The organism is Candidatus Accumulibacter sp. ACC012 (assembly GCF_907163155.1).
In the GTDB taxonomy this organism is placed as follows: domain Bacteria; phylum Pseudomonadota; class Gammaproteobacteria; order Burkholderiales; family Rhodocyclaceae; genus Accumulibacter; species Accumulibacter delftensis.
Genome location: NZ_CAJQUC010000022.1, coordinates 21068 through 42542, shown reverse-complemented (window position 1 = coordinate 42542; position 21475 = coordinate 21068). Strand labels below are relative to the sequence as shown.

Genomic DNA, 21475 nt, shown 5'->3' with positions numbered 1-21475 from the left:
CGGCGCTTTGTCCTCTTTGGTCCGCTGGCGAGCATTTCCTCAATTCGTGAGTCGCTTGCGCGACTCTTACATTAAGTAAGCAAGGAGCAAAATTTCCGAATGATGTCCGAAACCGATCAGGTCCTGGCCATACCGCTGTGGATCAATGGGCGCGCCTATCTGACCATGGCGCCGGCTTTTTTCGACGTCCGCGACGCAGCCAGCGGCGAGATCAAGCGGCGCACACCCCTGTGTGGCGCGTCCGAAGCGCTTGCTGCCGCCACGTCGGCGCAGGCGGCGCTGCCTGATTGGGCCGCCCGAAGCGTCGCCGAGCGTGCCGCGCTGCTGCTGGCGCTGGCCGATGCACTGGCTGGGTACGGCGAGCATTTTGCGGCGCTGATCAGCGAGGAAAGCGGCAAGGACGCTGCGCTCGCGGCAGCCGAAGTCGGCGACGCGCTGAGCCTGCTGCGCGGCGTCGCCCCCGCCGCCGCAAGCGACACAGGAAGCACCGGCACGGCTGCCAATGCTGTCGTGGCCATCGTCAGCGACGACAGTGCGCCACTCCTCGGCCCGTTGCGGCATGCCGTTCCGGCACTGCTGGCCGGTGCGACGGTCGTCGTCAAGCCGAGCCCGAAAGCGCCATCAGCCGCTTTCGCACTGGCCGAACTGAGCGCTCGCAGCGCTTTCCCTGGCGGTGTTTTCAACGTTCTGCACGGCGACCTGGCGGCTATCGAAGGGCTTTGTGGGCTCAGCGAGGTCAGCCGGCTGTGCTTCGCCGGCGATCCGGCGCTGGGCGCCAAGGTTGCCGAAATTGCCTTCCGCTACGACAAGCCTTGCGTGGATTGAGCGGAGCCATGCACCGAATCGTCTATCTCGAGCGCGACTCGATCATCGCCGAAGTCCGCCGGCCGGATTTTCCGCACCATTGGGCCGAACATGCGAAAACCCTGCAGGGCGAGGTCAAGGAGCGGCTCGCCGGAGCGACGATAGCCATCGTCAACAAACTGCGGATCGACGCCGAACTGATCGCCGCGCTGCCCGCCTTGCAGATGGTCGCGGTCGCCGCGACCGGCGCCAACAACATCGACCTCGAGGCCTGCCGCGTGCGCGGCATCGTCGTCTCGAACATCCGTGGCTACGCTGCGCATACCGTTCCCGAGCACGTGCTGGCGATGCTGCTGGCGCTGTCGCGCAACATCTTCGCCTATCGGCAGGCGGTTGCCGACGGAAGCTGGCAGCGTGCCGAGCAGTTCTGCTTTTTCGATTACCCGATCCGCGATCTGCATGGCGCGACGCTGGCGCTGATCGGCAGCGGCAACCTCGGCAGCGGCGTCGCCCGCCTGGCCGCCGCCTTCGGCATGCGCGTGCTGCGCAGCGAACGCAAGGATGCGCTCAGCGTTCGTCCGGGCTATACCTTGTTCGCCGAAGCGCTGCGCCAAGCCGATGCGGTTTCACTGCACTGCCCGCTGAGCGCCGAAACGAGCAAGCTGATCGGCGAAAGCGAACTACGTTCGATGAAGCCTTCCGCCCTGCTGATCAATACCGCGCGCGGTGGCCTGGTCGACGAAAGCGCCCTGGCCCGGGCGCTGCAGGAAGGCTGGATCGCCGGCGCCGGTTTCGACGTCCTCAGCGTCGAGCCACCGCGCAACGGCAACCCCCTGCTCGCTCCCGAGCTGCTGGCGCTGCCCAACTTCATGCTCACCCCGCACATCGCCTGGGCCAGCCAGCCAGCGATGCAGGCCCTCGCCGAGCAGTTGATCAGCAACCTCGAAGCCTTCGCTCGCGGCGAGCCACAACACGTGTTGACATGAACAGCGCCACACAACTGCCGGCGCTTCCATTGCCAGCGCCACCCCTCGCCCCTCCCCCCTCATGGGGGAGGGCTTGGGGAGAGGGGAGCCGCGGGCTGCGGCTCGCGACCCTCGCTGTTCGACGACCGTCATACGCGTGCGCAGTCGCTGCTATTTGCCACGTTCGTCAGCGGCAGGCACGCCTTCCCCCACCAATCACAACAACATGCGCTTCCTGCTTTTCCTCCTGCTGAGCCTCGTCGCCAGCGTTGCCCATGTTGCCAACGCCCAGCCGACCAAAGTCGCTGCCGCCTCCGATCTGCAGTTCGCGCTCGGCCAGATCGCGGCCCGTTACGAGCAAGAAACGGGCAACAAGGTGGCCCTCTCCTTTGGTTCCTCGGGTAACTTCGCCCGCCAAATCCCGCAGGGAGCACCTTTCGAACTCTTCCTCTCGGCTGACGAGGAGTACATCATCCGCCTCGCCGAGCAGGGTCTGTTGCGCGACCAGGGCCAGCTCTACGCAATTGGCCGTCTCGCACTGCTGGCGCCGCATGGCTCGTCGCTGAAGGTCGACAGCGAATTGCGCGATCTGGCGGCGGCGATCAGCGATGGTCGCCTACAGCATCTGGCGATCGCCAACCCGCAGCACGCGCCGTACGGGCGTGCCGCGCGTGCCGTCCTCGAACGCGCCGGCCTCTGGGCAGTGCTGCAAGGGAAGCTGGTGCTCGGCGAGAACGTCGCGCAGGCGGCGCAGTTTGCACTCAGCGGTTCGGCGCAGGGCGGCATCGTTGCCTGGTCGCTGGTCAAGGCGCCCGAGCTCGCCCGGCACGGCGTCGCGGCGCTGATTCCCGAGAACTGGCACCCGCCCTTGCGTCAGCGTATGGCGCTGACCCGTCACGCCGGCGAAGACGCCAGCCGTTTCTACGACTATCTGCAAAAACCGACGGCGCGCGCCATCTTCGAACGCAACGGATTTTCGCTGCCGGCAAGCAGGGAGCGGTGAGCGCGGTGAGCACCGTGACCGCGGCGTTCGCCGTGATTGATTGGCAAGCGCTCTCGCTGTCCCTGCAACTGGCGACTGCCACGGCAATCTTGCTGCTGCCCTTGGCGATCTGGCTGGCGCGCCTGCTGGCCTGGTCGCAGTTTCGCCACCAGGCGGCGCTCGAAGCGGCGATCCTGTTGCCGCTGGTGTTGCCACCGACGGTGCTCGGCTACTACCTGCTGCTCGGTTTCGGCGGCGCTTCGCCTCTTGGCCAGGCCTACCACGCGCTCACCGGGCGGGCGCTGGTGTTCAGTTTCGACGGACTGCTTGCCGCTTCGCTGATCTTCAACCTGCCCTTTGCCGTACAGCCGATGCAGCGTTCCTTCGCCGCCATCCCGCGCGAAGTGCGCGAAGCCGCGTGGGTCTCCGGGCTGTCGCGCTGGCAGACCTTTCTGCGCATCGAAGTGCCGTTGGCCTGGCCGGGAATCGCCGCCGCGCTGGCGCTGACTTTCGCGCACACACTCGGTGAGTTCGGCGTCGTGCTGATGGTCGGCGGCAGCCTGCCTGGCGAGACCAAGACCATCGCCATCGCCATCTACGATCAGGCGCAGGCGTTCAACGATTCGGCGGCGGCCGGCATGTCGGCGCTGTTGTTGGCCTTGTCCTTCGTTGCCGTGCTGCTGGTCAGTCGCCTCGGTCGTTCGGTGCTGCGCCGGTGAAGCTCGTCGCGCGCCTCGAACAGAGTGCGCCGATACCGCTGGCCGCCGACATCGCCTGCGACAGTGGCGAGTTGCTGGCGCTGGTTGGCCCTTCGGGCAGCGGCAAATCGACCATTCTGCGCTGCCTCGCCGGCCTGCACCGGCCGTCAGGCGGCAGCGTGCGCTGCGGCGACGAAACCTGGTTCGACGCCAGCCGCGGCGTCGATGTCTCGCCGCAGCAGCGGCGTGTCGGCTTCGTTTTCCAGCATTACGCGCTGTTTCCGCACCTCAGCGCGCTGGCCAACGTGATGGTCGCACTGCAGCACCTGCCGACGCGCGAGCGCGCCGCGCAAGCGCGCCACTGGCTGGCGCGCAGCAAGCTCGAAGGGCTGGAAGCGCGCCGCCCCGCCGAGCTCTCCGGCGGTCAGCAACAACGCGTGGCGATCGCCCGCGCGCTGGCGCGCGAACCGCAGGTGCTGCTGCTCGACGAACCCTTCTCGGCCCTTGATCAAGTGACGCGCCGCAAACTGCTGCGGCAGCTGATCGAATTGCGGCGCTCGCTGGCCATCCCGATCATTCTGGTTACTCACGATCTCGAGGAAGCAGCACTGCTCGCCGACAGCATGACCGTCCTGCATCACGGCCACACGCTGCAGACCGCCGCCCCAGACGAACTGCTGGCACGACCAGGGAGTGCGTTGGTCGCGCGCCTGACCGATCAGCCGAACCTCTTCGGCGCTACGGTGAGCGCGCAGTCGGCGGCCACCGATACGACGCAGATCGACTGGCTGGGGCAACCGCTGCAAGCCAGCCATCACGCCGGCTTCGCCGTCGGCGACCGCGTCTGCTGGGTGCTTCCCGAAGCCGGTGTGATTCTCGTACGCGACCACCAGGCCGGTCGCGAGAACACCTTCGCCGCGACCGTCAGCGAGCGACTCGCCTGGCGCGGACATGCGACGGTGACCGCGCACATCGCCGACCGCCGCGACGCGGCGCTGTCCTTCGCCATTGGCTCCGCGGTCGCACAGCGGCGCGGTATCGTTCCCGGCGCTCGTATCGCGCTGCAGTTGCAGAAGGCCGCCATCTGTCTGACTCCCGCCGATGCGGCGATCGGCACCCACGGCGGTATCAATGCCGACCCCACCGGAGAGCTCCGCAAATGAACCAGCACTCATCGCGAGCCGACATCCTGGCGCGCGTTCGCGCCGCGCTACAGCACCATCCGGCGTCCGCCGAGGAACGCCGGGCGAGCGTCATCGCGGAGATCGCCGCGCCGCCCGCAGGCCCTCGTCCGCAGCTGACGGGTGACCTGGTCGACCGCTTCTGCAAGCGCTCGCTGGCGATGTCGTCAAGCATCGAGCAGGTCGCCAGCCTTGCTGCAGCGCCGGCAGCGATCGCCCGCTACCTGGCGGCCGGCGGCTTGCCGACCGCTGCCGTCTGTTGGCAGGAGTACGCCGACCTCGACTGGGCCGGCGCCGGCCTCAGTGTCGAAGCCCGCGCCGCGCGCGACGACGATCTGGTCGGCATCACCGGCACCTTCTGCGCCCTCGCCGAGACCGGCACGTTGATGCTGCTCTCCGGGTCACGCACTGCTGCGACGACCAGCCTGCTGCCCGAAACGCACATCGCCATCGTGGACGCAGCACGTATCGTCGCCGGCATGGAGGAAGGCTTCGCGCTGCTCCGCCACGAGAGTGGTGAACGTGGTGAGTGCGGTGAACTGCCGCGCGCCGTGAACTTCGTTTCCGGCCCTTCGCGAACCGGCGACATCGAGCAGACCATCGTCCTCGGCGCGCATGGTCCGTATCGGGTGCATCTGGTGATTGTGGGTGCGGGTGTGAAAGCTTGACTGCTCAAGCTCGAGAGCAGAGAGCTGACTATTCCCTGTTAATGTGAAAGTCGCGCACGCGACTCACGAAACTCCCTTCTCCCCTCGCGGGAGAAGGGCCGGGAGAAGAGGGGGACGGTCATGACTTTCAGCATCCGGGGTATCTCGACTGTCATGACCGTTAGCGATGCGCTAGGGTAGGGGCGGTGGAGTTGACGGCAACGTAAGGATCGGCGCGCCTGGACGACCAAGCTCCTGTCGCCTCCATGCCGGATAACAGAATGCCAGGCTCCAACACGATCTCCGTGATCATCCCGACGTTTAACGAAGAAGCCCGCATTGGCGCGACGCTAGCCAATGTGTTGCCGCAGCGGCCGGCGGAAGTGCTGGTCGTGGACAGTGGCAGCAGCGATGCGACGGCCAGCATTGCCGCGGCGACTGCCGGCGTGCAGCTGCTGCAGTCGGCAAAAGGCCGGGCGCGTCAGATGAACGCTGGCGCTGCGGCTGCTGGTGGCGAGTGGTTACTGTTCCTGCATGCCGACACGCTCTTGCCGGCGGGGGCGCTGGAGCGTATCGCGGCGCTGCCCGATGGCGTCCTGGCCGGTGCTTTCAGGCATCGCTTTTCCGGGGACGACTGGCGCTTGCGGCTGATATCGCGTCTCGACAACACGCGCAGCCGGCTGACGAAGATTGCTTTCGGCGACCAGGCGGTGTTCGTGCGGCGGATGCTGTTCGAGCGGCTCGGCGGTTTTCCGGTGTGCGAGGTGATGGAGGATGTAGCCTTCGGCGAAGTCCTGCGCCGCGCCACCACGCCGATTCTGCTCAGCGAAGAGGCGATTACCGATTCGCGCAAGTTCGAACAGATGGGCGTGTGGACCAGCCTGCTGCGGGTTGGCGTGCTGCTCGCTTGCCATCGCCTGCGCCTGCCGCTCGTCGGGCGGTCGTTTTTCAATGAAATTCGCTGACCGTGTGGCGAGTAGCGGCCGGATCCGGGAGATGGCATGAAGAGCTGGACGAATTGGACGAAATCGACGCATTGGACGAAATGGACGAAATGGACCAGCGGGATTTTCGCGCTCGCGCTCCTGTGCCTGCCGCTAGCGGCCAGTGCGGCTTTCGACCATAGTCACGCGGCGTGGACGGTGCTGCTCAAACGGCATGTCGTGCTCATCGATGGGGGCAAGGCGTCGCAGCTGGACTATGGCGGGCTGGCGCAGGAGCGGACGGCATTGCAGGCCTATCTCGACAGTCTCTCGGCGGTGCCGCGGGCGGAGTTCGATTCCTGGTCCAAGTCGCAGCAACTTGCATTTCTGATCAACGCCTACAACGCTTTCACTGTCGAGCTGATTCTCGGCAAATATCCGGATCTGAATTCGATTCGCGATCTCGGCAACATCGTTTTCAATAGTCCGTGGAAGCAGAAGTTCTTCACGCTTTTCGGCGAGCGCCGCCATCTGGACTGGATCGAACACGAGGTGATTCGCAAGCCGGGCGCTCATGACGATCCGCGCATCCATTTTGCGGTGAATTGCGCCTCGGTCGGCTGCCCGATGTTGCGCGAAGAGGCTTTCGTCGGCGAGCGCCTGGATGCCCAGCTGGAGCAGCAGACGCGGCGTTTCCTCGCTGATCGCACGCGCAATCGCTACGACCCGAAGACGGCGACTTTGGTCGTCTCGCAGATTTTTGACTGGTACGGCGAGGATTTCTCGGCTGGCTACCGTGGCGTGGGCTCGCTCAGACAGTTCCTGGGCAGTTATGCCAATCTGCTGGCGACTACGCCGGCCGAACAGGCGATGCTGCGTCAGAATCTGGTGGGAATCGACTTCATCGAGTACGACTGGGCGCTGAACAGCGTGCCGCGTTGAGCGGCCGCGCGCGCCAGGCGCGGTGCTGCGCGGGACTGTCGCCCGCGCTCTACTCGCACTCCTCGCACGCCGCCGCACAAGACGCTACGCCTGAGGCTATTTGCTGCTGCGCGTTCCCGTGACGGCGGCGAGGACGCCGAGGCCGATCAGGACCCCGGCGCTCAGGTAGTGGCCGACGCCGCGCAGCCGGCCGTGGCGCAGCAACGCTGGCTCCACCGCACTCGCGGTGAGCACGTACAGGCAGTCGGTGACGACGGCGATGAAGACGAACAGCAATCCCAGAAGCACGCTCTGCAATAGTGCCGACGTCATTGGGTCGACGAACTGCGGCAGGAAGGCGGCGAAGAATAGCGCCGTCTTGGGGTTGAGCAGCGCGACGACAAAGCCCTCGCGAAATATCGGCGTGAGTTCGGCGGCGCCGAAAGTCGCCTTGTCCGTCTGCCGTGCAGCGCCTTCGCCAAGCGCTTTGATGCCCAGATAGACAAGATAGGCTGCGCCAGCGTACTTGACGACGGCAAAAGCCAGTGCGGAGGCGGCAAACAGCGCCGCCAGGCCGATCGACGCGCCGACGGCGTTGGCCAGGTTGCCGAGCGCGACGCCGGCCAGCGAAACCAGCCCGGCTCGCCGCCCCTGGGCCAGGGTGCGCGTCACGATATAGATCACTCCCGGCCCCGGTGTGGCCGCGAGCACCAGACTGGCCAGCACGAAGGCGGAAAAAGGCAGTGTTGCGGCAGAGTTGCCAAGCAGGATTTGGCTGATTTCGGTGATCGCGGGCATCGCACTTCCCTGGCTGTCGAAGAGATGGATGAAATACAAGGCGATGTGGGCAATCCGTCTGCGGTAAACCTGACAAATTGTCAGCAATCAGCTACCTTGCGCAAAAAAAGGCTCCTTTCGGGTTCATTTCTTCTTGCCAGCCGCATCGCGCAGCATTTGAATACTGTCTGATATACCCAAACGGTGATGACATGTCGAGACTCTCCTGATGATGAATATCGTGACCGTTCCCCTTTTTACCGACCCTTCTCCCGCACGTGGAGAAGGGAGATTCGTGAGTCGCGGGCGCGACTTTCACGGCAAGTGTCTGCCAATGGAGGGCCCGGCATGAACAACGGTGGAGGTATCGATCGTTCCCGAGAGCAGCTTTCGTCGACCTGGGCCAGGCAGGTCGTGGAAGCCATATCGATCCCGATGTTCGTGATTGACGCCGAGCACCGCGTCGTGCATTGGAATCGGGCGTGCGAGAAGCTTACCGGGGTTTCTCAGGATTCCGTGCTGGGGACGACGCGAGCGTGGTCCGCGTTCTACCAGGACTCGCGACCGGTGATCGCAGATCTCGCTTTGAATGGCTCACGGCTGGAGGATCTCGAACGCTATTACGCCGGAAAATATCGTCCATCGGCTTCGCTCGAGGACGCTTGGGAACTCGAAGACTTCTTCCCGCGGATGCCCGATGGCGGCAAGTGGCTGGTCTTCAGCGCCGCAGCCCTGCACGACGAGAGCGGCGTTGTCGTCGGGGCCGTGGAGACGCTGCGCGACGTCACCGCGCAGCGGGCAGCCGAGCGGGCGGCCAGCGATGCTGCCTTGCTGTTGTCTGAAATCGTTCAGGGCTCGCCGGTGCCAACCTTCGTCATTGACGCCGAGCATCGCGTCACGCACTGGAATCGCGCCTGCGAGGCGATTCTCGGGGCGCCGGCCGAGCAGATGATCGGCTCGCGCGAGCAGTGGCGACCGTTCTATCCGCATCCGCGACCGGTCATGGCCGACCTGGTGCTTGATGCGACGGAGGGTCAAATGGGCGAGCTCTACGCCGGCAAGCTGCGACCTTCACCCTTGATCGCCGGTGCCTGGGAAGCCAGGGACTATTTTCCGCAGTTCCCGGGCGGCGGGCGCTGGTTGTACTTCACCGCGGCGCCACTACACGGCGCCGATGGACGCGCCATTGGCGCCGTCGAGACGCTGCAGGACATCAGCAAGCAAAAACACTACGAAGTGCAGTTGGAAGCTCTTGCTCGGCAAGACCCGCTCACGGGACTCGCCAACCGCATGGTGCTCGAGGAGCGCATCAATCTCGCCCTGTCGCAGGCGGCGCGACACAAACGCCTGCTGGCACTCGCTTTCCTGGACCTCGATCACTTCAAGCCGATCAATGACGCCATGGGGCATGCGGTTGGTGATGCGCTACTGGTCGAGCTCGCCAAGCGCCTGCTGGCGATGGTGCGTGCTTCCGACACCGTTGCCCGGATCGGTGGCGACGAGTTCGTCATCGTGTTGGCCGAGCCGGAATCTCGAGAGGCCGTCGAAGGCGTGATGCAGCGCATCATCGAGACGGTCAGGCAGCCGTTCCAGCTTGACGAGCATTGCGTGCAGGTCGGTTGCAGCATTGGCATCGCGCTCTATCCGGAGGACGGCGACGACCACGGAGGCCTGCTGCGCGACGCCGATGCGGCGATGTATCTTGCCAAGACGGCTGGTCGCAACGGCTACCGCATGCATGCCAGGCAGGTTCAGTAAGTGCAGGGCAGCAGACTGCCTGGCACGCGAACTGGTGGCGAATGGCCAGCTCGCGGCATCGCTGGCAGAGTCGGTGGCCTGCGCCGGTTCGCGGTCAAGGAGGGTGTCAATCGCAGGCGATGCAGGCCGAGCAAAGTTGATGCGGTGGTGGTTCGAGAACTTCCACCGTGAAATAATGACCAAAGAGCGCTGACCAGAACGGTCAGGCCGGGCGCCCATGCGGTGCCGATTGATTGCCAACTTTCACCATCCCTTCTCCAGAAAACAAAGGAATCAACATGACGAGCACAGTAACTCTCGGTGGCAACCCTTTTCAGGTTAACGGTGATTTCCCGCAGAAGGGTCAGACGGCAGCTGCGTTCACGCTCGTTGGCAAGGATCTTGCCGACGTTTCGCTAAGCGCTTTTGCCGGTCAGAGGAAGGTGCTGAACATCTTCCCGAGCGTGGACACGCCGACCTGCGCAACGTCGGTGCGTACCTTCAATGCCAAGGCGAGCAGTCTGGCGAACACCGTCGTGCTTTGTATCTCGGCCGATCTGCCGTTTGCGCTGAGCCGCTTCTGCGCTGCCGAGGGCCTCGAGTCGGTGCTCACGCTGTCCACCATGCGCGGTCGCGAGTTCCTCCAGGACTATGGCGTTTCTCTGAGCAACGGTCCGCTGGCCGGCCTCGCCGCGCGGGCAGTGATCGTGCTCGACGGCGACGACCGGGTGCTGCATAGCCAGCTGGTTGCCGAAATCAAGGACGAACCTGATTACGAAGCTGCGCTGCAGGCGCTTGCCTGAGCCGTGCCCCCTTGATCTGCCATCTGCCGCCTCGCACCCGCCGCTGAGCAGCAAAGATGCCTGCGCGCGACGACACTGAAGCGATTCCGCAGCGCCAGGGCATTCAGTCGATCGAAGTCGGCACGCGTCTGCTGCGTGCCCTGGCGGCCAGCCAGCGGTCGATGATGCTGCGCGACGTCGCCCGCAACGCCGGCATGCCGGCGGCAAAGGCCCGTCGCTATCTGGTGAGCTTCATGCGCATGGGGCTGGTCGAGCAGGATGCCAATACCGGGCGCTACGACCTTGGCGAGTTTGCGCTGGAACTGGGGCTGGCCAGCTTGGCGCGGCTGGACCCGGTGCGCCTGGCCGGGCCCGTGCTCGACGACCTCTGCGAGCAGATCGGCGCCACCGTCGCCCTGGCCATGTGGGGTAATCACGGCGCCACCTGCGTGCGCTGGGTCGAAGCCGGCGGCGCGGTGACCGTCACCCTGCGCACCGGCGTCGTGCTGCCGCTGACGACCTCGGCGACCGGGCTGGCCTTCTCTGCTTTTTACCGTTCACCTTATCTGAAAAAGATGCTCGACGCCGAAGTGCAGGCCACCGCCGAGGCTGCGGGAAAGACCTCGGCGGAGGTGATGTCGACGCTGACTTTGCAACTCGAAGACATTCGCCGTGACGGCATGTCGCGTGCGGCGGGCAGCATGACGCCGGGGATCAACGGCGTCAGCGCGCCCGTTTTCGGGCACACCGGTCGGATGGTGGCGGCGGTTACTGCTCTGGGCGTCGTCGGCAGCTTTGACGTCGCGCTGGACAGTTCGATCGCGCAGGGCACACGGGAAGCGGCGGCGACGCTTTCCAGGCGTCTTGGTTATGGCAGCAGCGACGGCGCGGCAGGCGAGCAAACCACAGCCTCTGTCAGCGCTGCGCCGCAAGTCAGTCGCTGACGTCTGTGCTTCGTGCTTGCCGTGCCGGCTGTGGGGCCTGCTGTATTGCACCTTCGATCACCACGCCGATGCCCGGCCATGCGCAGGGAAAACCGGCCGGCGAGCCCTGCGCCAATCTGAGCACGGACCTGCGTTGTCGCTTGTGGGGGCGGCCCGAGCGACCGGCCTTCTGCGCCGGCCTGCAGGCCTCCGACGAAATGTGCGGCGACGACCGGCAACAGGCGATCGCCTGGTTATCGGCGCTGGAGCGGGCAACCCGGCCGTGAGTGCTAAAATGCGCCTTTTTGCCGAAAGCTCCACGTGGACCTGCTGCTGCTGCTGAAAGCCCTGATTCTCGGCATCGTCGAAGGGGTGACCGAATTTCTGCCGGTCTCGTCGACCGGCCACCTGATCCTTGCTGGCGCTTTGCTCGATTTCAACGACGAGCGCGGCAAGCTGTTCGAGATCGTCATCCAGTCCGGCGCCATGCTCGCCGTCTGCTGGGAGTTCCGCGCCAAGATCATGCAGGTCTTGCGCGGTCTGCCCAGTGATCCCGGCGCACAGCGTTTCGCGCTCAATGTGTTGGTCGCCTTTCTGCCGCTGGCGATCATCGGGCTCTTGTTCGGAAAGACGATCAAGGCCTATCTGTTCAACGCGCCGGTGGTGGCGACGGCCTTCATCGTTGGTGGCCTGATCATTCTCTGGGCCGAACGCCGCGAGCATCGCATCCGCGTCGAGTCGATCGACGACCTGTCCCTGGGCGACGCGATCAAGCTCGGTTTTGCACAGGCGCTGGCGCTGATTCCGGGGACTTCACGCTCCGGGGCGACGATCATTGGCGGCCTGCTGTTCGGCCTTTCGCGCCGCGCCGCCACCGAGTTCTCCTTCTTTCTGGCCATGCCGACGCTGATCGGCGCGAGCATCTACCAGCTCTACAAGGAGCGCGCGCTGCTCTCTGTCGACGATATCGGAATGTGGGTGGTCGGCTTCGTTGCGGCGTTCATTTCGGCTTTCTGGGCCGTGCGCGGGCTGCTTCGCTATATCAGCACGCACGACTTTTCGATTTTCGCCTGGTATCGCATCGCCTTCGGGATACTGATTCTCGTGACTTGGCAGTACGACTTCATTTCCTGGGGAGATCACTGAGTTGGCCGCCCCACGCATCATCTATCTGCACGGCTTCTGCTCCTCGCCAGCGTCGTGGAAGGCGCGCCTGCTGGCCGAGTTTCTGGCCGTAGCGGGTCTCGCCGACCGCTTTTCCTGCCCCGTGCTGTCGCACGTTCCGCGCGCTGCGATCGCCACCGTCGAGGCCTTGCTGGACAGCGACGACGCGCCGACGACGCTGGTCGGCAGTTCTCTGGGCGGCTATTACGCGGCCTGGCTGGCCGAAAGGCGGGATCTGAACGCCGTCTTGATCAATCCGGCGGTAATGGCCCCAAGCCTGCTCGAGGGGCTGCTGGGAACACACGTCAACTACACCAGTGGCCGTCGCTTCGAGTTTGGCGCCGAGCACGTCGAGCAACTGCGCGCGCTCGACACGCCGCTGATCACCCCGTCGCATTACCTGCTGATGGTCGAAACCGGCGATGAGGTGCTCGACTACCGGCACGCCGTCGAGCGTTTTGCCGGCTGCCGACAGATAGTCGTCGAAGGCGGCGATCACAGCTTCACCCGTTTCCCTGACTTCGTACCGCAAATCATTGAATTCTGTGGGTTACAATCGTAGTGATGCATGTTCTATATGAAGAAGACGGCGCCTTCCGGACGGCCACTATTCTGGTCGACAACGACAGCTCCTTGCAGGTCGAGACGGCTTCCGGAAAGCGCAGCAAGATCAAGGCGGCCAACGTTCTGCTGCGTTACGGCGAGCCGGTACCGACGCTCTTGCTCGAGCAGGCCGAGGCGCTCGCCGCCAGCATAGAACAGGAGTTTCTCTGGGAGTGCCTGGGCGACGGCGAGTTTTCTTTTTCTGATTTTGCCAACGAATACTTCGGCCATGTCGCGACGGCGGTCGAGGCGTCGGCCTTGCTGCTGGCCCTGCATTCGGCGCCCGTCTATTTCCATCGCAAAGGCAAGGGCCGCTTCCGCAAGGCAGCAGCCGATATTCTCCAGGCCGCTCTTGCGGGTCTCGAAAAGAAGCGCCAGCAAGTACTGAGCATCGAGCGCATGGTCGGCGAACTGAAGGCCTTCACGCTGCCGCCGGAGTTCACGCCGATTCTCAGCCAGTTGCTCTACAAGCCCGACCGCAATCGCAGTGAAACCAAGGCGCTCGAAGCGGCGTGCAGCGAAAGCGGCCTTTCGGCGCCGCATCTGCTGCAGAAGTGTGGCGCCATCCGCTCTGCTCACGACTATCACCTGCAGCGTTTCCTGTTCGAGTATTTCCCGCAGGGCACGGGCTTTGCGGCCTGCGCCGCACCCCTTTTGCCGAGCAACCTGCCACGCGCCGACGTGCGTGCATTTTCGATCGACGACGCGGCAACCACCGAGATCGACGATGCCTTCTCGCTGCAGGTGCTGCCCGGACTCGGCTGGCAGGTCGGGATCCACATCGCTGCGCCGACGCTGGGCATGGCGCCGGGATCGCCGCTCGACGCGATTGCGCGCGATCGACTGTCTACGGTCTATTTGCCGGGCAGCAAGATCACCATGCTCCCGGAAAAGGTGGTTGAGGCCTTTACGCTATGCGCTGGCCGTGACTGTGCGGCCATTTCTCTGTACCTGACGGTGACTCCCGAGTTCGAAATCACCGCTTGCGAGTCGCGCATCGAGATCGTCCCAGTGGTCGCCAATCTCCGCCATCACGACCTTGAACCCCTGTTCAACGAAGCCAGCATTGCCGCCGGCCTTGCCGAGTTCGCTTTTCGCGACGAGCTGATGACTCTCTGGCAGCTGGCCAATGCCTGCGAAGGTCGCCGTGGCAAGCCGTCGGCAACGCAGACTTTTCTCGACTACAACTTTCGCATTCAGGGCGACCTCGGCGATGCTGACGCCTGCGCGGTGGAGATAAGCGCTCGCCGACGCGGCAGTCCGCTCGACAAGCTGGTCTCCGAAATGATGATCGTCACCAACAGCACCTGGGGTGGCCTGCTATCCAGCAAGGGCGTGACCGCGATCTATCGTATCCAGACGCCTGGCGGCAAGGTGCGCATGAGCACCTCGCCGCAGGCGCACGAAGGTCTCGGCGTCAAGCAGTATGCGTGGTCGACCTCGCCGCTGCGGCGTTATATCGACCTGCTCAACCAGTGGCAGCTGGTGGCCTATCTGAATGGCGATACACCGCCTTTTGCCGCGCGTTCGGACGATCTTTTCGCCGCTCTGAGCGATTTTGACATGACCTACGCTGCCTACGCCGACTTCCAGCGCAGCATGGAACGTTACTGGTGCCTGCGCTGGTTGCGGCAGCACGAAGTCGAAACGATCAAGGCGACAATTATCGGTCGCGAGAACCTGGCGCGCTTCGATCAGCTGCCGCTGCTGCAGCGCGTGCCCTCGGCACCCGAGCTCAAGCCCGGTCAGGAAATCATGCTGCACGTCGAGTCGATCGACTATCTGACGCTCGAACTCGGCTGCCGCTATGTCGAGACGCTGCCTCCGGCGGCTGTCGCAGCTGCCGACGACGAGCTGCAGGAGGCGATCGATTGAGGTGAACGCTGCCCTCCGCGATCGCTATCAATCGCCGCTGGCGGCAAGCAGACTGTGGCTGGCCGTGGCGGTTTCCCTGCTCCTGCATGGTGGGCTGCTGGCGGTGCATTTCAGCTTTCCAGACGCTTCGCGCGCTTTTCAGGAGCGGGCACTCGATATCATCCTGGTCAATAGCCGTTCGCCGCGAAAACCTGCCGATGCGCAGGTGTTGGCGCAAGCCAATCTCGACGGGGGCGGCAACACCGAGCAGGAGCACCGCGCGGCGACGCCCTTGCCGCCGGCACCGCGCCATCAGGACGGCGACGACCTCGAACAGTCGCAACGACGCATCCAGGAACTCGAAGCGCACCAGCAGCGGCTGGCCGCAAAAGCGCGTAGCCGTACGCTGGTCGCGCCAAAGCCGGACAAGGAAGAGCAGCTGGCACCGACGCCGCCGCCCAGCGTCAGCGGCCGCGATCTGGCGCACAGCGCGCTGGCCATGGCGCGCCTTGAGGGCGCGATCGACAAGGAACTCAACGAGTACAATCAGCGCCCGCGCAAGAAGTTCATCGGCACCCGCGCCAGCGAATACCGATTCGCACAATATATCGAGGCCTGGCGGAGCAAGGTCGAGCGCGTCGGCACCCTCAACTACCCCGAGGAGGCCAGGGGTAAGCTCTACGGCAAACTGGTGATGACCGTCAGCATCAAGAGTGACGGTAGCCTCCTGCGTATTGAGATCAATCGCTCGTCAGGCCACCAGATCCTCGACGACGCCGCCCGTCGCATCGTCACCATGGCTGCCCCGTACGGCGATTTCCCACCAGCTATCCGGGAGGATACCGACATTCTGGTATTCACCCGCAGCCTGCGTTTCACGCAGAGCGACAGTCTCGAAAGCAAGAAATAAGGCCAGGATGAGCGATCTATATTGCGTTTTCGGCAATCCCATCAGCCACAGCAAGTCGCCGGTGATCCACACGGCCTTTGCCAGGCAGTGCCGCCAGGACCTCCGCTACGAGGCACTGCTGGCGCCGATCGACGGTTTTGCCGCCAGTGTGCGTACTTTTATCGCCGCCGGTGGTCGTGGCGCCAATGTCACCGTGCCGTTCAAGGAAGAGGCTTTTCGTCTGGCGACTCGCCTGAGCGTGCGCGCCGAACTTGCGGCGGCGGTCAACAGCTTGCGTTTCGACGGCGCCGAGATTGTCGGCGACAACACCGACGGCGCCGGCCTGCTGCGCGACCTCCTCGTCAATCTGGCGTGCCCGATCGCCGGCCGGCGTGTCCTGCTGCTTGGCGCCGGCGGCGCAGCGCGCGGCGTTGTCGCGCCCTTGCTCGAGCAGCGGCCGGCGACGCTGGTGATTGCCAATCGCAACGTTTCCCGAGCACAGGAGCTGGTGCAGTGCTTCGCCGCTAGCGCTAGTGCTTCCCTCCTGTGCCCTGGTGGCTATCCGGAACTCGCTGGGCAGTCCTTCGACCTGGTGATCAACGCCACCTCGGCCAGTCTCGCCGGTGCGCTACCACCGCTGCCCGCGGCGGCCGGCATTTTCGCACCCGCCAGCCTGGCTTACGACATGATGTACGGGAAGGGCGACACGCCATTCCTCGCCTTTGCCAGAGCGCAGGGCGTGGAGCGCCTGGCCGACGGTCTGGGCATGCTCGTCGAGCAGGCGGCTGAAGCCTTCCATTTCTGGCGCGGCCTCCGCCCCGACAGCACGCCGGTGATTGCCGCGCTACGTGCCAGGAGCGAGGCCGGGCCGGCCGGATGATTCGCCTCGGCGTCTGGCTGAAGCGGCTGCTGTTGGCGGTCATCGGCCTGCTGCTGGTCTTTCAGTTCTGGCTTTTCGGCTGGGTGCTGTGGTGGAACTGGGTCAATCCCGAGAGCACGCGGTTCATGGAGATTCGCCTCGCCGAATTGCGCGTCGCGGATGCGCAGGCGCAGTTGCAGCAACGCTGGATCGCGTATGGGCAGATCTCGGCCAATTTGAAGCGCGCCATCGTCGCCGCCGAGGATGGTAAATTCCTCGATCACGAAGGTTTCGACTGGCAAGGCATCCAGAACGCGATCGAGACGAACCAGAAGAAAGGCCGCGTTGTCGCCGGTGGCTCGACGATTTCTCAGCAGTTGGCGAAGAATCTTTTCCTGAGCCCGGCCAAGACCCCCTTGCGGAAAGCCGAAGAGGCAATCATCACCCTGATGCTGGAAGCCGTCTGGAGCAAGCAGCGGATCCTGGAGGTGTACCTCAACGTCATCGAGTGGGGCAGCGGCGTTTTCGGCGCCGAAGCGGCCGCCCGCCACTATTTCGGCATTTCGGCGAGTCAGTTGTCGGCCGAGCAGGCGGCCCGCCTGGCGGCCATGGTTCCGCGGCCGCGTTTCTACGACCGCAACCGCAACGCTCCGGCGCTGCTTGCGAAGAGCGAGATCATCCTGGCGCGAATGCGTTCGGCGGCTGTTCCGTGAGTCGGGCAGGCGACTTTCGCTTTAAGCAGCCGGGGTTTTTGCAAGTGGCGACCATTCGCCAATCCTGGGATACTATCGAGCTTCGGTCCCCGTCGCGCGAGCCCTTTTTCGGCAACCAATGAAGGAGTGATTACCTCATGAAGTTTCGCACCCTGTTTCTGCTGCTCATCCTCGGCGCTACCGCTGGCTTTTCGGCGCTCAATTGGGGCGCGTTCATTGCCCCGACCACGCTTTCGCTGGGCGTGACTGAAGTGCAGGCGCCGATCGGGGCGATCATGTTGGGCGTGGTGGGCCTGCTGACGGCCTACTTTTTGCTCTTCGTGATTTACGTGCAGGCCTCGGCGCTCTTCGATTCTCGTCGCCATGCGCAGGAATTGAAAGCCAACCAGGAGCTGGCGGACCGGGCCGAGGCCTCGCGCTTTACCGATCTGCGCGGCTTCATTACCACCGAACTGCAGGCGATGGGCAGGCATGGCGCGGGCAACGCGGCGTCGGGTGGCGCTGACCCGGCGCTTCTCGCCCGGCTCGATCGCATCGAGACCGAGCTGTTAACGGCCATCGAGCAGTCGGGGAGCAATGTTGTGACTTCTCTTAATGGGATCGAGGATCGCCTCTCCCGGTCAACAAACGGCGGCGGCCTGCCAGTGCTTGCGGCGAAAAGCAGCTTCTAGTGCATTGGCACGGGCAGAAAAAAGCCCGCTGAGTGCGGGCTTTTTCGTTCTCGATAGCGGCTTGATCAGTGATCAGCGATCGCCGTAAGCGCGGCGGTTGGCGTTCGCGCCGCCACCGCCACCATGACCACTCTTGGGCCCTTCGTGGTGAGGTGTGCGCGGCAGGCCTTCGCGGCGGGGAGCAAAAGGCTTGCCCTGGCGGTTGTCGCCACCCTTCCAGCCCGGCTTGCCGGTCGGTCGCGGTTTTGCCGGCGACGGCCGACGCGTCGGCTCGTGACCCTCGACGACAGCGACTGGAATCAACTGCTTGGTGAAGCGCTCGATCTTGCGGACGTTGAAGTGTTCGGCATGATGAACCAGCGAGATGGCCAGGCCATTGCGGCCGGCACGACCGGTACGACCGATGCGGTGCACGTAGTCTTCGGCGAACTTCGGCAGGTCGTAGTTGAAGACGTGCGTGATCGTCGGGACGTCGATACCGCGTGCGGCAACGTCGGTGGCAACCAGGATGCGTACCTGGCCACGACGCATGGCGGTCAGTGTGCGGTTGCGCGCGCCCTGATGCATGTCACCGTGTAGCGCGGCGGCGTTGAGGCCAGCGACGTTGAGACGATCGCTGACCGTATCGGCGTCGCGCTTGGTGGCGGTGAACACCACTGCCTGGTCGATCGAGGCATCGCGCAGGAGGTGGTCGAGCAGGCGGTTCTTGTGCGACAGGTCGTCGACGAAGTGCATGCGCTGCTCAATGTTGTCATGCCGGGCGGTGGTCGCATCGACGCGAATTTGCAGCGCGTTGCGGGTCATCCGTTTGGCCATCTCGCCGACGGTTCCGTCGAGCGTTGCCGAGAAGAGCATCGTCTGGCGCTCGGTCGGGGTGGCCGAAACGATCTTTTCGATGTCTTCGATGAAACCCATGTCCAGCATGCGGTCGGCTTCGTCAAGGACGAGTACCTGCAGCTGGGAAAAGTCGATCTTGCCCGAGTTCATATGGTCGATAAGACGACCCGGCGTAGCGACCAGGATCGCCGGGTTGCGGCCAAGAAGTTCCATCTGTTTCGGATAAGGCATGCCGCCGAGGATGGCAACAGCGTGCACGTGGTGCACCTGGCGGCCGTACTTCTCGGTGGCGGCAGTGACCTGCAGGGCGAGTTCGCGAGTCGGCGTCAGGACCAGCATTTTCGGCTGTGCTGGCTGGAAGCGCTGGCGATCGTTGCCGCGCGAGCGGGCCGGGCGACGTTCCTGAGAGGCGGGCGGGCGCGCTGCTTCGGGGGCGCGTTCGAGCGACGCGAAGCGATGCAGTGCCGGCAGCATGAAGGCGGCGGTTTTGCCTGAGCCGGTTTGCGAGGAAACCATCAGGTCGCGGCCTTCGAGGGCCGCCGGAATGGCTTGTTTCTGGACCGGCGTTGGTTCGCTGTAACCGGAATCGGTGAGTGCTTTGAGGATGGCCGGGTGGAGGCCGATATCTGCAAAAGTCATGGTTCTCTTTTCTATGGATGCGCCGCACGCTACCTCTACGGCATAGTGCGTTGCGAAAAAACAAATGCAACGCCAACCAACGAAAAGCTGAGAGAGACTTTGATCAAGTCGATCGCTTCGATCGATTCGCGGAAGTCAGCAGCTATCGGCACAAAAGCTTTGTGCCAGTGCGGCGCTGAATGAATCGACACCAGAAGGCAGGGGGGCTTGAGAGTTACGGCCAGGTTCGCGATGCTCGTCGCAGCGAGCAGCCCTTGGCCGCTCAGTGCAGCCGTGCATTATAGCATCAGCGTGCTGCGTGTGTTTCCTTTTTGTTGGTTTCGCGCAGTTGCAGCATTCGCGGCGAGAAGACCTCGGTGACCAGTACCGATTGCGCGCCAAAGCGAAAGTGAGAGCGACGTGCCCACAGGCAGCCTGCCTCCACTTCTTCAAGTTGCAGAGCGCCGAGCGCCGAGGCAAACAGTGTATGGCGCTCATCGAGCCGCTTGTAGTTGATCTTTCCACGCCTGAAGCCGGGGTGCGAGAAGAGCAGCGCGCCAAGTGAGCGGTTGCCCAGGCGTGCCAGCCAGAGTTGCAGTGGGCCGCGTGGCCGATACGGCAAGACGGTGTGCGCGAAGACGACGCGTTGTTCGTCACAGTGCAAAGCGACTTCACGAACCCACGCCCGTACGCCTGGTTCGATTCCGAGCAGGCGTGCTTCATCGGCAGTCGGCAGGCCGAAGCCCTGGCGCAGCACGCGCACCGCAAAGCGTCCTCTGGCCTGGATGCGTGCAGTCAGCGAGCCGCGGTCACGCAACCAGGGGATGAAAGCGACGTTGTCGGGCGTGCGCAGCAATCGGCTGCGCCAAGGCCCTTGGGGTGCCTTGCTGTTGAACACGTGGCCAGCTTTGCTTAATGTGAAAGTCGCGCCAGCGACTCACGAAACTCGCATCTCCCCTTGCGGGAGAGGGGCCAGGAACAGCGGGGGGCGGTCATGGCTTTCATGATCTGGGGTATCTCGACATGGCATGACCGTTACTGGGGACGCGGCGATTTGTCGATGCCGGCAATGCGCGTTCCCGGTTTGATTCCCTTGCTGGCGAACCAGTCGAGGTTCATTTCCAGTGCGTAGCGGGCCTCACCAGCGGCGCAGTGGTTGTCCTCGGTTTGCGGCTGCATTTTCTCGATGTTGAGAATGCGCCCCTCCTGGTCGAGAAACGCGACCGACAGCGGCAGGTAGGTGTTGCGCATCCACATGCAATGGCGGGTCGCCTGCGCAAAGACGAACAGCATCCCGTGGTTGGCCGGCAGGCTGCGGCGATTCATCAGACCCTGCGCGCGACTGGCGTCATCCGCAGCGACTTCCGCTTCGATACGATAAAAGCCGGCGCTGAGCTCGATGCTCGCAAGCTGCGCAGAAACGGACAGCGAAGCCAGCAAGGGCGCCAGCGCGATCAGAAAACAAGGAAATCTGTACATCAAGAACTCCGGGAGGGAGGATGGATTGAACGGCAAGGACCGTCACCCTCGCTGTTGCCCCACGCGCAGAAAAGTACCGCCAAGCGGATCCAGGCTAGGCGTCGAGAACGTCCTTCTGGCGTCGGCGCTATTGGGCTTTGCGACTACTTCCGTGACTTGCTCTTCGCTTTCGAATCTGTCTTCGTGTTCGTCCTGCTCTTCGCCTTGGCCGTCGTCTTCGTCCGCGGTGTCGCTTTGCCAGCCGGGCTCGATTTTTCCACCTTGGCTTGCGCTGCTGGCGAACTCTTCGCGCCTTTCGGCGGCGGTTTCGGGTGCACCGTCGGTGCGCCAATGGTGACTTCGGCAGCACCGTTCTCGGCAGCTTTCGGTACCGCCAGAGTCGCCGTGCAAGCGAGCAGCAGGGCACCAGCCAGCAGCTTGCGCAAGGAGTGGTTGATGGTCACGGTCA

24 protein-coding genes are annotated in these 21475 nt (G+C 64.1%); 19 read left to right on the top strand and 5 right to left on the bottom strand.

The window, feature by feature from the left end:
- The first annotated feature begins 99 nt into the window (after window positions 1-99).
- The 8 genes from QZ648_RS20975 (at window position 100) to QZ648_RS20940 (ending at window position 7142) form a co-directional block, all read left to right on the top strand.
- Window positions 100-825 (top strand): aldehyde dehydrogenase family protein, encoded by a 726-nt coding sequence (locus QZ648_RS20975; RefSeq protein WP_291998195.1) that lies wholly within the window; start codon window positions 100-102, stop codon window positions 823-825.
- Window positions 826-833: 8 nt separating this feature from the next.
- A complete protein-coding gene (locus tag QZ648_RS20970; protein WP_169066611.1) occupies window positions 834-1790 on the top strand; it encodes a D-2-hydroxyacid dehydrogenase in 957 nt (318 codons plus the stop codon).
- Window positions 1791-1995: 205 nt separating this feature from the next.
- Window positions 1996-2772 carry a molybdate ABC transporter substrate-binding protein gene (gene modA / locus QZ648_RS20965; RefSeq protein ID WP_169066610.1) on the top strand — a complete coding sequence of 259 codons (777 nt, stop codon included), beginning with the start codon at window positions 1996-1998 and terminating at the stop codon, window positions 2770-2772.
- Window positions 2773-2807: 35 nt separating this feature from the next.
- Complete coding sequence (gene modB, locus QZ648_RS20960) at window positions 2808-3470, top strand: molybdate ABC transporter permease subunit (RefSeq protein ID WP_169066633.1); 663 nt, start codon at window positions 2808-2810, stop codon at window positions 3468-3470.
- Window positions 3467-4612: an ABC transporter ATP-binding protein gene (locus QZ648_RS20955; RefSeq protein ID WP_169066609.1), complete on the top strand. Its 1146-nt coding sequence runs from the start codon at window positions 3467-3469 to the stop codon at window positions 4610-4612. The genes modB and QZ648_RS20955 overlap by 4 nt, the downstream gene beginning before the upstream one ends.
- Complete coding sequence (locus QZ648_RS20950) at window positions 4609-5298, top strand: lactate utilization protein C (protein ID WP_169066608.1); 690 nt, start codon at window positions 4609-4611, stop codon at window positions 5296-5298. The genes QZ648_RS20955 and QZ648_RS20950 overlap by 4 nt, the downstream gene beginning before the upstream one ends.
- Window positions 5299-5558: 260 nt before the next feature.
- Window positions 5559-6242, top strand: a complete 684-nt coding sequence (locus QZ648_RS20945; protein ID WP_291998194.1) for a TIGR04283 family arsenosugar biosynthesis glycosyltransferase — start codon at window positions 5559-5561, stop codon at window positions 6240-6242.
- Window positions 6243-6278: 36 nt separating this feature from the next.
- Window positions 6279-7142: a DUF547 domain-containing protein gene (locus QZ648_RS20940; RefSeq protein WP_291998193.1), complete on the top strand. Its 864-nt coding sequence runs from the start codon at window positions 6279-6281 to the stop codon at window positions 7140-7142.
- Window positions 7143-7238: 96 nt separating this feature from the next.
- Here the strand turns inward: QZ648_RS20940 and QZ648_RS20935 are convergent, their stop codons facing one another.
- Window positions 7239-8006, bottom strand: a complete 768-nt coding sequence (locus QZ648_RS20935; RefSeq protein WP_291998192.1) for a LysE family translocator — start codon at window positions 8004-8006, stop codon at window positions 7239-7241.
- A 240-nt stretch (window positions 8007-8246) separates the two neighbouring features.
- On the opposite strand from QZ648_RS20935, the gene QZ648_RS20930 reads away from it, so the two are divergent.
- From QZ648_RS20930 to QZ648_RS20880, 11 genes are all read left to right on the top strand, one after another.
- Window positions 8247-9656 (top strand): diguanylate cyclase, encoded by a 1410-nt coding sequence (locus QZ648_RS20930; protein ID WP_291998191.1) that lies wholly within the window; start codon window positions 8247-8249, stop codon window positions 9654-9656.
- 278 nt (window positions 9657-9934) lie between these two features.
- On the top strand, window positions 9935-10438 hold the full coding sequence (gene tpx / locus QZ648_RS20925) for a thiol peroxidase (RefSeq protein WP_169064809.1): 504 nt from the start codon (window positions 9935-9937) through the stop codon (window positions 10436-10438).
- A 56-nt stretch (window positions 10439-10494) separates the two neighbouring features.
- Complete coding sequence (locus tag QZ648_RS20920; protein WP_169064810.1) at window positions 10495-11361, top strand: IclR family transcriptional regulator; 867 nt, start codon at window positions 10495-10497, stop codon at window positions 11359-11361.
- Window positions 11358-11627 (top strand): YkgJ family cysteine cluster protein, encoded by a 270-nt coding sequence (locus tag QZ648_RS20915; RefSeq protein WP_291998401.1) that lies wholly within the window; start codon window positions 11358-11360, stop codon window positions 11625-11627. Before QZ648_RS20920 ends, QZ648_RS20915 begins: the two co-directional genes overlap by 4 nt.
- A gap of 34 nt (window positions 11628-11661) precedes the next feature.
- A complete protein-coding gene (locus QZ648_RS20910; protein ID WP_169064811.1) occupies window positions 11662-12486 on the top strand; it encodes an undecaprenyl-diphosphate phosphatase in 825 nt (274 codons plus the stop codon).
- 1 nt (window position 12487) lies between these two features.
- Window positions 12488-13066 carry a YqiA/YcfP family alpha/beta fold hydrolase gene (locus QZ648_RS20905; RefSeq protein ID WP_169064812.1) on the top strand — a complete coding sequence of 193 codons (579 nt, stop codon included), beginning with the start codon at window positions 12488-12490 and terminating at the stop codon, window positions 13064-13066.
- A 2-nt stretch (window positions 13067-13068) separates the two neighbouring features.
- On the top strand, window positions 13069-14982 hold the full coding sequence (locus QZ648_RS20900; protein WP_169064813.1) for an RNB domain-containing ribonuclease: 1914 nt from the start codon (window positions 13069-13071) through the stop codon (window positions 14980-14982).
- 1 nt (window position 14983) lies between these two features.
- Complete coding sequence (locus QZ648_RS20895; RefSeq protein ID WP_291998190.1) at window positions 14984-15871, top strand: TonB family protein; 888 nt, start codon at window positions 14984-14986, stop codon at window positions 15869-15871.
- A gap of 7 nt (window positions 15872-15878) precedes the next feature.
- Complete coding sequence (gene aroE / locus QZ648_RS20890; protein ID WP_169064815.1) at window positions 15879-16730, top strand: shikimate dehydrogenase; 852 nt, start codon at window positions 15879-15881, stop codon at window positions 16728-16730.
- A complete protein-coding gene (gene mtgA, locus QZ648_RS20885) occupies window positions 16727-17422 on the top strand; it encodes a monofunctional biosynthetic peptidoglycan transglycosylase (protein WP_169064816.1) in 696 nt (231 codons plus the stop codon). The genes aroE and mtgA overlap by 4 nt, the downstream gene beginning before the upstream one ends.
- Window positions 17423-17559: 137 nt before the next feature.
- The gene (locus QZ648_RS20880; protein WP_169064817.1) at window positions 17560-18093 is read left to right on the top strand and encodes a LapA family protein; all 534 of its coding nucleotides are present in this window, start codon (window positions 17560-17562) and stop codon (window positions 18091-18093) included.
- A 72-nt stretch (window positions 18094-18165) separates the two neighbouring features.
- Here QZ648_RS20880 and QZ648_RS20875 read toward each other — a convergent pair whose 3' ends face one another.
- The 4 genes from QZ648_RS20875 to QZ648_RS20860 all read right to left on the bottom strand — a co-directional run bounded on the left by QZ648_RS20875 (window position 18166) and on the right by QZ648_RS20860 (window position 21470).
- Window positions 18166-19569: a DEAD/DEAH box helicase gene (locus QZ648_RS20875; protein WP_169064818.1), complete on the bottom strand. Its 1404-nt coding sequence runs from the start codon at window positions 19567-19569 to the stop codon at window positions 18166-18168.
- Window positions 19570-19855: 286 nt separating this feature from the next.
- Window positions 19856-20404, bottom strand: a complete 549-nt coding sequence (locus tag QZ648_RS20870; RefSeq protein ID WP_169064819.1) for a chorismate lyase — start codon at window positions 20402-20404, stop codon at window positions 19856-19858.
- Between the two features lie 179 nt (window positions 20405-20583).
- Window positions 20584-21027: a DUF192 domain-containing protein gene (locus QZ648_RS20865; protein ID WP_169064820.1), complete on the bottom strand. Its 444-nt coding sequence runs from the start codon at window positions 21025-21027 to the stop codon at window positions 20584-20586.
- A gap of 143 nt (window positions 21028-21170) precedes the next feature.
- Window positions 21171-21470, bottom strand: coding sequence for a hypothetical protein (locus QZ648_RS20860; RefSeq protein WP_169064821.1), 300 nt, complete (start codon window positions 21468-21470; stop codon window positions 21171-21173).
- Window positions 21471-21475 lie beyond the last annotated feature (5 nt).